The organism is Phenylobacterium sp. (genome assembly GCF_046463815.1).
Classification (GTDB): domain Bacteria; phylum Pseudomonadota; class Alphaproteobacteria; order Caulobacterales; family Caulobacteraceae; genus Phenylobacterium.
On record NZ_JBKBRO010000007.1, the window covers coordinates 1 to 12,214 of the forward strand.

At 71.4% G+C, this 12,214-nt stretch carries 15 protein-coding genes; 8 read left to right on the forward strand and 7 right to left on the reverse strand.

Translation table 11 applies throughout. The features are described 5' to 3' along the window. Window positions 1-116: 116 nt before the first annotated feature. The 3 genes from ACK4TT_RS05760 to trmD form a co-directional block, all read right to left on the reverse strand. Complete coding sequence (locus ACK4TT_RS05760) at window positions 117-911, reverse strand: FkbM family methyltransferase (protein ID WP_409633538.1); 795 nt, start codon at window positions 909-911, stop codon at window positions 117-119. Window positions 912-982: 71 nt separating this feature from the next. Beyond that, on the reverse strand, window positions 983-1,375 hold the full coding sequence (gene rplS, locus ACK4TT_RS05765) for a 50S ribosomal protein L19 (RefSeq protein ID WP_409633540.1): 393 nt from the start codon (window positions 1,373-1,375) through the stop codon (window positions 983-985). 22 nt (window positions 1,376-1,397) lie between these two features. Then, window positions 1,398-2,108 (reverse strand): tRNA (guanosine(37)-N1)-methyltransferase TrmD, encoded by a 711-nt coding sequence (gene trmD / locus ACK4TT_RS05770; RefSeq protein WP_409633542.1) that lies wholly within the window; start codon window positions 2,106-2,108, stop codon window positions 1,398-1,400. 106 nt (window positions 2,109-2,214) lie between these two features. On the opposite strand from trmD, the gene ACK4TT_RS05775 reads away from it, so the two are divergent. Further along, window positions 2,215-3,078 (forward strand): acyl-CoA thioesterase, encoded by an 864-nt coding sequence (locus tag ACK4TT_RS05775; protein ID WP_409633544.1) that lies wholly within the window; start codon window positions 2,215-2,217, stop codon window positions 3,076-3,078. A 166-nt stretch (window positions 3,079-3,244) separates the two neighbouring features. Here the strand turns inward: ACK4TT_RS05775 and rimM are convergent, their stop codons facing one another. From rimM to ffh, 3 genes are read right to left on the reverse strand one after another with little or no spacing between them, the layout of a single operon-like run. Next, on the reverse strand, window positions 3,245-3,748 hold the full coding sequence (gene rimM, locus ACK4TT_RS05780) for a ribosome maturation factor RimM (RefSeq protein ID WP_409633546.1): 504 nt from the start codon (window positions 3,746-3,748) through the stop codon (window positions 3,245-3,247). Between the two features lie 9 nt (window positions 3,749-3,757). Then, on the reverse strand, window positions 3,758-4,264 hold the full coding sequence (gene rpsP / locus ACK4TT_RS05785; RefSeq protein ID WP_410212621.1) for a 30S ribosomal protein S16: 507 nt from the start codon (window positions 4,262-4,264) through the stop codon (window positions 3,758-3,760). 24 nt (window positions 4,265-4,288) lie between these two features. Beyond that, entirely contained in the window at window positions 4,289-5,803 is a 1,515-nt protein-coding gene (gene ffh / locus ACK4TT_RS05790; protein WP_409633550.1) for a signal recognition particle protein, read from the reverse strand. 259 nt (window positions 5,804-6,062) lie between these two features. On the opposite strand from ffh, the gene ACK4TT_RS05795 reads away from it, so the two are divergent. From ACK4TT_RS05795 to ACK4TT_RS05815, 5 genes are all read left to right on the forward strand, one after another. Next, window positions 6,063-6,614, forward strand: a complete 552-nt coding sequence (locus ACK4TT_RS05795) for a methylated-DNA--[protein]-cysteine S-methyltransferase (RefSeq protein WP_410212622.1) — start codon at window positions 6,063-6,065, stop codon at window positions 6,612-6,614. Window positions 6,615-6,686: 72 nt separating this feature from the next. Further along, window positions 6,687-7,064, forward strand: a complete 378-nt coding sequence (locus ACK4TT_RS05800) for a hypothetical protein (RefSeq protein WP_410212623.1) — start codon at window positions 6,687-6,689, stop codon at window positions 7,062-7,064. Between the two features lie 17 nt (window positions 7,065-7,081). Continuing rightward, window positions 7,082-7,477 (forward strand): hypothetical protein, encoded by a 396-nt coding sequence (locus tag ACK4TT_RS05805; RefSeq protein ID WP_409633556.1) that lies wholly within the window; start codon window positions 7,082-7,084, stop codon window positions 7,475-7,477. 14 nt (window positions 7,478-7,491) lie between these two features. Continuing rightward, complete coding sequence (locus ACK4TT_RS05810; protein WP_409633558.1) at window positions 7,492-7,890, forward strand: hypothetical protein; 399 nt, start codon at window positions 7,492-7,494, stop codon at window positions 7,888-7,890. 40 nt (window positions 7,891-7,930) lie between these two features. After that, window positions 7,931-8,782: a glutamate racemase gene (locus tag ACK4TT_RS05815; RefSeq protein WP_409633560.1), complete on the forward strand. Its 852-nt coding sequence runs from the start codon at window positions 7,931-7,933 to the stop codon at window positions 8,780-8,782. Here ACK4TT_RS05815 and ACK4TT_RS05820 read toward each other — a convergent pair. Beyond that, window positions 8,762-9,496 (reverse strand): pyridoxamine 5'-phosphate oxidase family protein, encoded by a 735-nt coding sequence (locus ACK4TT_RS05820; RefSeq protein ID WP_409633562.1) that lies wholly within the window; start codon window positions 9,494-9,496, stop codon window positions 8,762-8,764. The two genes, ACK4TT_RS05815 and ACK4TT_RS05820, sit on opposite strands and share 21 nt — an antisense overlap. A 98-nt stretch (window positions 9,497-9,594) precedes the next feature. On the opposite strand from ACK4TT_RS05820, the gene ACK4TT_RS05825 reads away from it, so the two are divergent. Both ACK4TT_RS05825 and ACK4TT_RS05830 read left to right on the forward strand, forming a co-directional pair. Continuing rightward, a complete protein-coding gene (locus tag ACK4TT_RS05825) occupies window positions 9,595-11,061 on the forward strand; it encodes a PLP-dependent aminotransferase family protein (protein WP_409633564.1) in 1,467 nt (488 codons plus the stop codon). A gap of 212 nt (window positions 11,062-11,273) precedes the next feature. After that, on the forward strand, window positions 11,274-12,170 hold the full coding sequence (locus ACK4TT_RS05830; RefSeq protein ID WP_409633566.1) for a hydrogen peroxide-inducible genes activator: 897 nt from the start codon (window positions 11,274-11,276) through the stop codon (window positions 12,168-12,170). Window positions 12,171-12,214: the final 44 nt, after the last annotated feature.

Consider the following 12,214-nt stretch of genomic DNA (forward strand, 5'->3'; position numbering starts at 1 on the left):
TTGCTTCCCGCTCAGCTCGTAGCGCTTCACGCTCATCAACCCGCTCCGAATCACAAACCCGGAGACCGATTGATTCAGCACCTTTCAGGCATGGGAATCCTGAATGTGGATTGGTCCTAGCTCAGGGGGATCGGCGAGCGCCAGTTCGCCGGGTCGATCGGGGCGGTGGGGATGTTGCTCGGGCGCTCGGCGGGGATGGCCAGCACGTTCAGCGAGACGATCCCCGAGAAGACGTTCTCGGGATTGCCGCGGAAGTTGTCGGCGTCGAAGAGCTTCGGCATGTACCAGTGCATCCGGTACCCGTGGCCGTGGATCAGGTCGAGGACCGTCTGCTGGTTCCGGGCGCGATCGTTCTCGACGTAAAGAATGGGCCGGTGGCGGGCGATGGTGCGGGCCGCGCCCCGCAGGACGGCGGGTTCGAAGCCCTCGACATCGACCTTGATAAGGTCGCAGGCGGGAAGCTCCAGGTCGTCGAGGGCCACGACCTGGGTCCGCACTCCGTCCGCGCCATCGGCCTGGAGCGAGACTCCGCCGGGGTTCCGGGTCAAGGCGTAGTCGACCGGCGGCACGACGGCCCAGCCGGGGGCCTCGCCGCACGCCTGGGGATAGGCGAGCGCATTCGTCACGCCATTGAGGGCCAGATTGGCGCACAAGACCTGGAACACCCGTTGCTGGGGTTCGAAGGCGTAGAGCGTCCCGGGCGCGCAGGCCCGCGCCAGGGCGACGGTGTGGCTGCCGATGTTCGCGCCGATCTCGACGACGGCGTGGCCCGGCCTGACCAGCTGATCGAACAGCCGGCGTTCGCCCGGGCAGTACTCCCCGTAGAGCTCGAGGGAGCGGGCGACATAGACGTCGCTGGCGAAGCCCAGCATGGGGCCGTCGCGGGTCTCGTACTGCCTAAGGTCGCCCATGGCCGCCCTCACAGCGAAACGGCGGCCGCATCGCTGCGGCCGCCGCCTTGAATTCCAACGCGCGGAAGGCCCTAGGCTTCCGGGGCCTCGTCCTTGGACGCCGCCGTCATCTGGCGTTCGGCGATCCGGGCCGACTTGCCGCGGCGGTCGCGCAGGTAATAGAGCTTGGCGCGACGGACGACGCCGCGGCGCTTCACCTCGATCGACTCGATCATCGGCGACATCACGGGGAACAGGCGCTCCACGCCTTCCCCGAACGAAATCTTGCGGACGGTGAAGCTCTCGTCCACGCCCTGGCCGGACCGGGCGATGCACACGCCTTCGTAGGCCTGCACGCGCTCACGGTCGCCTTCCTTGATCCGCACGTTCACGCGCACGGTGTCGCCCGGGCGGAACTCGGGGATCTTGCGCTTCTCCAGGAGGCGGTCGGCCTCTTCCTTGCGGAGCTGTTCGATCACGTTCATCGTCGTCTGTCCTTACTGGGCTTTACTCGCCCTTTGCCTGTTGATTGGCGGTACGCTGCGCCCAGAGGTCCGGCCGCCGCTCCCGCGTGACGTCTTCGCGCTGCTTCTCGCGCCACTTCCGCACTTCGGCATGGTGGCCCGACAGGAGCACCTCGGGGATGTCGAGCCCTTCGAACGTCCGCGGCCTGGTGTACTGCGGATGCTCGAGGAGCCCGTCCTCGAAACTCTCTTCACTCAAACTCTCGGCCTGGCCCAACACACCGGGCACGAGCCGTACGCACGCCTCGATCGCCACCATCGCCGCGGACTCGCCGCCGGCAAGCACCGCGTCGCCGACCGCGACCTCCTCGAACCCCCGGGCGTCGAGCACCCGCTGGTCCACGCCCTCGAACCGCCCGCACAGGACGATCAGGCCGGGACCCTTGGCCCATTCCCGCACGCGGGCCTGGGTCAGGGGCCTCCCCCGGGCGGACATGTACAAAAGCGGCCGCCCGCGCCGATCCACGCTGTCCAGCGCGGAGGCGATGACGTCCGCCCGCATGACCTGCCCCGGGCCGCCACCCGCGGGGGTGTCGTCGAGGAAGCCGCGCTTATCCTTGGAAAAGGCCCGAATGTCCACTGTTTCCAATGACCAAAGGCCCTGCTCGCGCCAGGCCGTGCCGATGAGCGAGACGCCCAGCGGCCCGGGAAAGGCCTCGGGGAACATGGTCAGCACGGTGCAGTCGAAGGACATGGACGCTGCTAGGGCGCCGCAAACGTCGCCGCGTCAAGCCTTGCGGCGTCCGCCGCCCGCGCGTAAGGCGTCCGCCTTCGCACTTGCAGCAAAGCCCGACTTGCCGATGGACACCCAGACCCTCATGCAGACGCTGAAGCTGGAGCGTCTGGAGGTGAACCTCTTCCGGGGCGTGACGCCCGACGAGGAGTCGCGCATCCGCATCTATGGCGGCCAGGTGATCGCCCAGTCGCTGCTGGCGGCCTATGAGACGGTCGAGGACCGGCTCTGCCACTCGCTGCACTGCTACTTCATCCGGCCCGGCGACCCGAACGTGCCGATCATCTTCGACGTGGACCGCTCCCGCGACGGCGGCAGCTTCACGACGCGCCGGGTGATCGCGGTCCAGCACGGCCAGCAGATCTTCAACCTCGCCGCCTCCTTCCAGGTCGCCGAAGAAGGCTACGAGCACCAGGCGCAGATGCCGGAGGCGCCGCACTGGGACACGGTTGAGGACGACCGCGAGGTCCAGCGCCGCCTGCTGAAGGATGCGCCGGCGCGCATGAAGGAATGGCTCGACCGGCCGCAGCCGATCGAGATGCGCACCGTGGGCGGCCGGTTCGACACGCCGAACCCGCCCAAGGTCGAGCCCCGCCAGCTCGTCTGGTTCCGGGCCAAGGACGCCATCGGCGACGACCCGCGCATGCAGCAGGTGATCCTGGCCTACGCCTCGGACATGAGCCTGCTCGGCACCGGTCTTCGGCCGCACGGGGTCAACTGGCAGACGCCGGGGATGCAGACGGCGAGCCTGGACCACGCCATGTGGTTCCACCGGCCGACCGACTTCAACGAATGGCACCTGTACGTCCAGGAGAGCCCGTCGGCCTCGGGCGGCCGGGGCTTCAACCTGGGCCAGATCTACCGCGCCTCGGACGGGGCCCTGGTGGCCTCCTGCGCCCAGGAAGGCCTGATGCGGATGCGGAAGACGTAGGGCCTTCCCTCCCTTGATGGGGAGGGAAACGCTCGCCGGGAGGCGAGCGAGGGTGGGGAGGTCATGACCGGGTGGCGAGCTCGACGCTTGAACGCCGCTCCCCCACCCGTCTCCCCCGGACCAGGTCCGGGGTCGCCACCCTCCCCATGATGGGGAGGGAAGGGGGCTACTCCACCTCTTCGGGCCGGACGGCCACGATCCGGCCCTCGGCGATGCGCACCTCGGGCACGGCCTCGCGGGTGAAGGGCAGGTACCAGGAGGCGCCCTCGGGGGGCTCGATCTCGAGCAGGTCGCCGGCCCCGAAGTCCTGGACGTGCTTCACGCGGCCCAGGGGCTCGCCCTCGGGCGTCTCCACGGACAGGCCGATCAGGTCGGTGACGTAGAACTCGTCCTCGTCTGGCTCGGGCAGGATGTCGCGCGGGATGTAGAGGCGCAGGCCACGCAGGCCTTCCGCCTGTTCACGGGTCTCGACTTCCCGGGCGCGCACGACGAGGCCGCCCTTGGCGGGGCGGCCGGACAGCAGCGTGAGACCGGGTGAGCCGTCCTCGCGCTTCAGCTCGCGGTAGTCCAGCAGGGCCAGGGGATCGGCCGTGAAGCTGGTGATGCGGACCTCGCCGCGGACGCCGAAGGCGCCCGCGACGCGGCCCACGAGGATGAGGCTGTCGCCCACCCGGATAGCTTAGGCTTGCTCTTCGCCTTCGGCCGGAGCCGCTTCGGGGGCGGCTTCTTCGGCGGCGGCTTCCGCGGCCGGAGCCTCTTCGGCCGGAGCCGCCTCAGGAGCGGCTTCCTCGGCGACGGGCTCGGGCTCGGGCGCCGGGGCGTTCTTGGCTTCCTCGGCGGCGGCGGCGCGGTCGGCCTCGCGCTGGGCGCGCTCCTCGGCGCGTTCCTTGGCCTTCTGGCCGGGCTCGCCCTTCTTCGGGTTGTTGCCGGCTTCCCACTTGACCAGGCTCAGCTTGGCGAGTTCGCGGGCGACGCGGTCGGTGGGCTGGGCGCCCTTCTTCAGCCACTCCTGGATGCGCTCGGCCTTCAGCACGACGCGGTTCGGGTCGTCCTTCTTCAGGAGCGGGTTGTAGGAACCCACCTTCTCGATGAAGCGGCCGTCGCGGGGCGAATGGCTGTCGGCGACGACGATCGAGTAGTAGGGGCGCTTCTTGGCGCCGCCACGGGCGAGACGGATCTTCAGCATTGTCGTAAGTCCTTGGTCTGAAATCTATTTCTTGAAGGGATTGAAGCCCGGCGGCAGGCCGCCGCCGAGGCCGGGAAGTTTCGGGAGACCGGGACCGCCGAGGCCTTTCAGCTTGGCGGCCATCTCCTCCATCTGTTCGGGGGTGGGCGCGGGCTGGCCGGTCATCTGGGCGAGCTCGCCCATGTCCATGTTCCCGCCGCCGAGCATCTTGGCCATCTGGCCGAAGCCCTTGCCGCCGTTCTTGGAGAGCGCCTTGAAGGCGTCGGCCATCTGGCGGTGCTGCTTGAGCAGCCGGTTCACCTCGGCCACGTCGACGCCGGCGCCGGCCGCGACGCGCCGCTTGCGGGAGGCGGCCAGGATGTCGGGCTTCCGGCGCTCGGCCTTGGTCATCGAGGAGATGATCGCGATCTGGCGGTCGAAGGTCTTGTCGCTGATCCCGCTCTCGGCGATCTGCTTCTTCATCTTCTGGACGCCGGGGAGCAGGCCCATCAGGCCTTCCATGCCGCCCATGCGCTTCATCTGGCGGAGCTGCTCGGCCATCATGTCGAGGTCGAACTGGCCCTTGGCCAGCTTCTTGGCCATGGCCTCGGCCTTGGCCACGTCGAGGTCCTGGGCGGCCTTCTCGACGAGGGCGACCACGTCGCCCCGGCCCAGGATGCGGCCGGCCACCCGGTGGGCGTCGAAGGCGTCGAGGCCGTCGATCTTCTCGGAGACGCCGAGGAACTTGATCGGCAGGCCGGTGACGGCCCGCATGGACAGCGCCGCGCCGCCGCGGCCGTCGCCGTCGGCCCGGGTCAGCACCAGGCCGGTCAGCGGCAGGCGCTCGTGGAAGGCCTTGGCGGTGCGCACCGCGTCCTGGCCGGTGAGCGCGTCGGCGACCAGCAGGGTCTCGGACGGGTTCGAGATCCTCGCGATCTCGGCCGCCTCGGCCATCATCGCCTCGTCCAGCGTCGTACGGCCGGCGGTGTCGAGGATGAGGACGTCGTAGCCCTGCAGCTTGGCGGCCGACAGCGCGCGCCGGGTGATGTCGGGCGCGGCCTGGCCGGGCACGATCGGCAGGCTGTCCACGCCCGCCTGGGCGGCCAGCAGGGCGAGCTGCTCCATGGCCGCCGGGCGCCGCGTGTCGAGCGAGGCCAGCAGGACCTTCTTGCGTTCCTTGGCGAGGCGCAGCGCGAGCTTGCCGGCGGTGGTGGTCTTGCCCGAGCCCTGGAGGCCCGACATCAGGATCACGGTCGGCGGATTCTGCGAGAGGCGCAGGCCCTCGGGCTCGCCCTCGCCGCCCAGCATCTCGACGAGGCCGTCGTAGGTGATCTTGATGACCTGGTCGGCCGGCTTGACCGCGCGGATCACCGCCTCGCCGGTGGCGCGCTCCTTGGCCTTCTCGATGAACGCCCGCACGACCGGCAGGGCGACGTCGGCCTCGAGCAGGGCGACGCGGACCTCGCGCATCGCCTCGTCGATGTCCTTCTCGGACAGCACGCCGCGACCGGAAAGCCGGTCGAAGACGGATGTCAGCCGATCAGAAAGCGCGTCGAACAAAGCTCACTCCTATGGCCCCAAACGCGATCGACCCCCGTGGACGATTGCGTCGACGGGGGGCCTCGCCGCCCTCGTCCCATATGGTGATGGGGGTCGTGGCGGTGGAGGGCGCTGACCGAGATCAGGGCCGGAAGGGCGCGCTTATGCGCCCGTGGAGAACTTCGAGTCAAGAAATCAGCGGACGCGCGCCCAGAAGACCCTGGCCTAGCATGTCCGAAAGCCGCCAGCGGCTTTCGGCGCGACGCACTATCTTCCCGCCATGACCCGATACGCCCTCTTCGAAACCGCCATCGGCTTCGCCGGGATCGCGTGGAACGACGCGGGCCTCGTCGCCTGTCACCTGCCCGAGCGCGAGAAGGACACCGCCCGCCGGAGCTTCCTGCGCCGCTTCCCGGACGCCGTGGAGGTCCCGCCGCCGGCCTCGCTTTCGCCGACGATCGAGGGGGTCCAGGCGCTGATGCGCGGCGAGAAGGCCGACCTGACGGACGCGCCGCTCGACCTGTCGCGCACGCCGCAGTTCCACGCCCGCGTCTACGAGATCGCCCGCGCCATCCCGCCCGGCGAGACCCTCACCTACGGCCAGATCGCCGAGAAGCTGGGCGACAAGCTGCTCGCCCGCGACGTCGGCCAGGCGCTCGGCAAGAACCCATGGCCGATCGTCGTGCCCTGCCATCGGGTGACGGCGGCCGGCGGCAAGCCCGGCGGCTTCTCGGCCCGCGGCGGCGTCGACACCAAGCTGAAGCTGCTGGCCATGGAGGGCGCGGCCGTCGTGACGCCCAAGGCCGTCGCCCAAGGCGACCTCTTCGCCTGAGGACCGCCGCATAACGGCGTCGCGCGACCCCGGTCCCTGGTCTAGCTTGTTCGCGAATCGGGGGTTCGCATGATGCTGAAGACGATTTCCGGCGGGGCGCTGGCCGCCGTCCTGTTCACCGCGACGGCGGCCCTGGCCCAGGCGTCTCAGGCGCCGCCGGCCAATGCGCCGCCCGCAGGCCAGACGATCACCTGTCCGAAGACCCTTCCGGCCAACCCGCCGGCGCCCGCCGGCTTCTCGCGGGTCAATCCGACGAGCACCACGATCGACCTGGACTACATGGAGGTCGACGGCGGGCAGCTCTACTGCAGCTACGGCAGCATCACCGTGCGCTCGACCGCGACCGGCTGCGTCCGGGCCTCCGGTCCCTGGCGGCAGTCGGACGGGACCTGCTTCATCGCGCCGCCGGGCATTCCCTCGCCCGGCCCTTGCTACGCCCGCTGCCAATGATCAACGTGGGAGGTCCCATGCCCAAGCTCGTCCCCGCCGTCCTCGCCGCCGTCCTGGCGATCGCGCCCGCCGCGGCCCTGGCCCAGATCCCGCAGCCCTCGCCGGCCGGCAAGGCGCCCGCTCCGCCGGCGGCGCCCCAGAAGCTCACCTGCCCGCCATCCATCCCGGCCACGGTGACGACGCCGGCCGGCTACAGCCGGGTCGACCAGAACGGCGCCGAGCTCAAGCTGACCCTGGTGACCGTGGACGGCGGCCAGCTCATCTGCCGGTACGGGAGCTTCTCCTATACCATCCCGACGGCCAAGAACTGCACCAAGAGCACGGGCTTCTGGAACCCGGACGGCAACTGCTATCCCGTCCCGGCCGGCGTGATCGTGGGCTCGGACCCGACCTGCTACGTGAGCTGCCTGTAGGCGGCGGGGCGGTCATGAAACCCGGGATGGCCATCGCCGGCGCGGGCGCGCTGATCGTCTGGGGCGCGGCGGCCGGGGCGCAGACGCCGCCGCCGCCGAACGCCACCCCGGTGCAGGTCGCCTGCACCGCCGACTTCCGCACGCCGGGCCCGTTCTACCCCCAGAGCCGCGCGACCGAGCCGGACCCGACCCTGCCGATCCCGTTCGATGGCGCGGAGCTTCTCCACACCGGGCTGGTCTGCCACTACCACGACGCCTACGGGCAGAAGCTCTGGCGCGTCGCCGGCGGCGAGAGCTGGTGCCGGCCGGTGGACTCCGCCGCGTGGCGATATCCCGAAGCCGGCAATCCCACGTGCGTCGCCTCCGCGGCGAGCTGCGCGGTCATCTGCCTGCAGGCGCCGTCGGCCCCATAGGCCGCTGGCGGCGCCGCGCGACGCCGTTTAAGCACCGGTCATGGCCATTGGTGTCTTCGATTCCGGCGTGGGCGGCCTGACCGTCCACCACAGGCTCGTGGAGCGCTTCCCCGACGCCGACTTCGTCTATCTCGCCGACCAGGCGAACGCGCCTTACGGCGGGCGGCCCGGCGAGGAGATCGTGGCGCTCACCAAGGCGGGCTGCATCCGGCTGTTCGAGGAAGGCTGCGACCTCGTGGTCCTGGCCTGCAACACCGCCGCCAGCGTGGCGCTGCGCCGCCTGCAGCAGACCTGGCTGCCCGACTACCGGCGCGAGACGGGCCGCGCCCTCAACGTGCTCGGCATCGTGGTGCCGACCATCGAGGCGGCCACCGGCCTTCCCTGGGAGCACGAGGCCGAGCGCCGGGGCGACAAGGTGGAGAAGCTGGACGTGCTGGGCGTCTTCTCGACGCCCGCGACGGCCAGGAGCCGGGTCTATGAGATCGAGATCGACAAGCGCCGCCAGGACGTGGCCGTCTTCTCCGAGCCCTGCCCGGAACTGGCCCGGATGATCGAGGCCGGCGCCGCGCGCGACGAGCTGGCGCAGGTGATCCAGGGCCACGTCCAGGCGCTGAAGACCCGCATCGGCCGGGCCCCCGACCGGGCCATCCTGGGCTGCACCCACTACGAGATCGTGGCGGACATCTTCCAGGCCGCGCTGCCGCCCGGCACGCCCCTGATCCGCCAGCCCGAGGCGACGGCCGACGCGCTCGCGCGCTACCTGGAGCGGCATCCGGAATTCGACCCCGGCCGCTCGGGCCTGCGCCGGTTCCTGACCACCGGCGAGCCGGGCGCCCAGAACAGCCTGGTCGAGACCTTCTGGGGAGGCCCCTTAAGCTTCGAGCCGGCCTGAGGCCGCCGCCCGGCTGGCCTCGGCCAGCGCCGCGTCGAGCGGCGCCCCTTCCGCATAGGGGGCGAGGTCGGCGCTCGCCGGGCGCTCGCCCGCCATCGCCGGCGCGGGCAGGGGTGCGCCGATCCGCGTCTCCACGGGCAGCACGCCGCACCAGGCCGCCCAGCCCTCCTCGGCCACGAGGTCCGATCCGTCGGACCGGCGGGTCTTCGCCGAGGCCTCCTCGATCTCCATTTCCACGAGGACGATGCGGGCGAGCTCCTCATCCGTCGTTGGGCGCAGCTTGAGGGGGCGGCCCGCATAGAGCCGGTCGATGAAGGCGTCCATGGCGGCCCGCTTGGCCTCCGCGTCCTCGACGATCCGGGCCCGGCCGAAGGCCATGACCGAACGGTAGTTCAGCGAGTGCGTGATCCCGGTCCGCCCGACGATCAGGCCGTCCAGGAAGCTCACCGTCACGCAGACCGGCGCGCCCTCGCCCACGACCCTCAGCATCCGGCTGGCCGCCGCGCCGTGCCAGTAGAGGCGGCGGCCCTCGCGCCAGTAGGCGGTCGGGGTGACGAAGGGCTGGCCGTCGATCACGTAGCCCACATGGGCCATCAGCCCGGCGTCGAGCACCTCGAACACCGCAGCCTCGTCGTAGCGCGCCCGCTGAGGCCGCCGGCGCACGCGGGAGCGCTCGGTCGGGGAGAAGGCGGGATGACCCGTGGCGTCGTCCATCGGCGGAACTCCAGTCTCGAAGGGTTCCGCACCTAGGCCATGTGTGGTCTAGAGGGCAGGTCCAGTTCCGGACTTCTGGACAGACCACTTGAGGCGCCATGAGCTGGGCCGACATCTATCCCTGGGAGCCGCCGGCGGCGGGCGGGCCGGTGACCCGCCACGTCTATGACCAGGTGCGCGGCGCCATCCACGCGGGCGCCCTGAAACCTGGCGGGCGCCTGCCGTCCAGCCGCGACCTCGCCGCCCGCCTGGGCGTGGCGCGGGCCTCGGTGGTGGCGGCCTACGAGCTCCTGTCGGCCGAGGGCTATGTGACGGCGCGCCGGGGTTCGGGGGCCTACGTCTCGGGGGATCTCTCGGGGGTGCTGGACCTGAAGGCGCCCCGGGCCGAGCCCGCGCCGGAGCCGCCGCCCGAACTGCCGTCGAGGGCCCGCGAACTCGACGGCCTGGCCTTCCCGCCGCCCACGGCGCCCGAGGCGCGGATGTTCTCCAACGGCCGCACCCTGATGGACGCCCGGGCGCTGGACGCCTGGGCGAAGTCCACGCGCCGCGCGCTGCGCACGCTGGACCCTGTCCATTTCGGCTACTCGGACCCGCGCGGCGAGCCCCGGCTGCGGGCGGCGGTGGCCGACTACCTGCGGGCCGCGCGCGGCGTGGTGTGCGAACCGGACCAGGTGATCGTGACCGCCGGGGCGCAGCACGCGGTGGACATCGCGCTTCGGGTCCTGCTGGCGCCCGGCGATCCGGTGTGGATGGAGGACCCCGGCTACCAGCCGACCTGGCACGCCCTGGACGCCGCCGGCGCCCAGACCCATGCGATCCCGGTGGACGCCTCGGGCCTGGACGTGGCCGCGGGCGTCGCCGCCGCGCCCCGGGCCCGGCTGGCCTTCGTCACGCCGTCGCACCAGTACCCGCTGGGCGTCACCCTCACCATGGGCCGCAGGCTGGAGCTGCTGGCCTGGGCGCGGGCGGCCGGGGCCTGGATCGTCGAGGACGACTATTCGGCCGAGTTCCGCTACTCGGGCCCGCCGCTCGCCTCGCTGCAGGGGCTCGATGGCGGCGAGCGGGTGATCTACGTCGGCACCCTCAACAAGGCGCTCTTCCCGGGCCTGAGGCTCGGTTACATGGTCGCCCCCAGGTCTCTCGTGGCGGCGCTGGCCAAGGCGCGCGCGCTGACCGACCGCCAGCCGCCGACGGTGACCCAGGCCATCGTGCTCGACTTCATGGAGAGCGGCCAGTTCGCGGCCCACATCCGCCGGCGGCGCCTGGCCTACCGCGCCCAGCGCGACGCCCTGGCGCAGGCCCTGCGAGCCCGCCTCGGCGACCGGGTGGAGGTGGACGTTCCCGACCAGGGCCTGCACCTGATGGCCTTCCTGAGGGACGGCCAGGACGACCTGGCGGTGCAGGAGGCGGCGGCGCGGCGGGGGCTCTACGCCCGGGCGATCAGCCCGCTCTACCGGAAGGCCCCGGCGCGGCCCGGCCTGCTGCTCGGATTCTCGGGCTTCCCGGCGCGCGGCATGGCCGCCGGCGTCGCCCGGCTGGCCGAGGCCTTGGCGGATCTGGACTGAAGGGGGGCGCCCGGGCGGCGCAGGGGGGAGAGGGCGCCGCCCGGACCTTGACCGAAGCCGCGGGTGTGTGCGGCGCGGCGTCGGCAGGATCGGCGGGGGTGGGAGAGACGTCCCGCCGCCCTTTGAGATAGGGATCGCCCGTTCAACTGACCAATCGATTGTTTTTGGAAGTCGCATAGAACGGAACTATGATCCGGCCGGAAGGATCGCCCATGCTGCCCACCATCCGCCAGCTCCAGTACCTGAAGCTGCTCGCCGAACACGGCGCCTTCGGGCGTGCGGCCGAGGCCGCCCACGTCACCCAGCCCACGCTGTCCGCCGGCATCCAGGAGCTGGAGCGGACCCTCGGCGCGCCGGTGGTCGATCGGGCCCGCTCGGGCGTCATCCTGACGCCGGTGGGCGAGGAGGCGCTGCGCCGGGCGACGGTGATCCTGAACGAGGCCGAGGAGCTGGTGGAGGCGGCCAAGAACGCCGGCCAGCCGCTCACCGGCCGCTTCCGGCTGGGCGTCATCCCGACCATCGCGCCCTTCCTGCTGCCCCGGGCCCTGCCGCTGCTGCGCGAGCGGTTCCCGAAGCTGAAGCTCTATCTGCGCGAGGACCTGACCCAGCGCCTGATCGCCCAGCTCAAGGCCGGGCGGCTGGACGCCGCGCTGATCGCCCTGCCCTTCGACATGGCGGGCCTCGAATGGGCGCATGTGGCGGACGACGAACTGCTGGCGGCCCTTCCGGCCAACCATCCGCTGGCCGCCCAGAAGGCGACGAACCCGGACGACCTGGAACGCGAGAACCTGATCCTGCTGGAGGACGGCCACTGCCTGCGCGAGCACGCGTTGTCGGCCTGCCGTCTCAATCCGCCCCGCGCCGGAGCCGGGGAGGAGCCGTTCGCGGCCACGTCCCTGCCGACCGTGGTCCAGATGGTGGGATCGGGCCTGGGGGTCACCTTCATTCCCCGGATGGCGGTGGCGTCGGGCCTGACCGAGTCCGCGCCGGTGGCCGTCCGCCCGATCGCCGCCGACCATCCGGCGCGCGAGATCGTGGTGGCCTGGCGGGCGGGTTCGAACCGCCGCGCCGAGGGCCGCCTGCTGGCCGAGGTGCTCAAGGACGCCTGAAGGGGATGCCTGAAGCGGCCGACCTGATTCGACACAATCGAAAT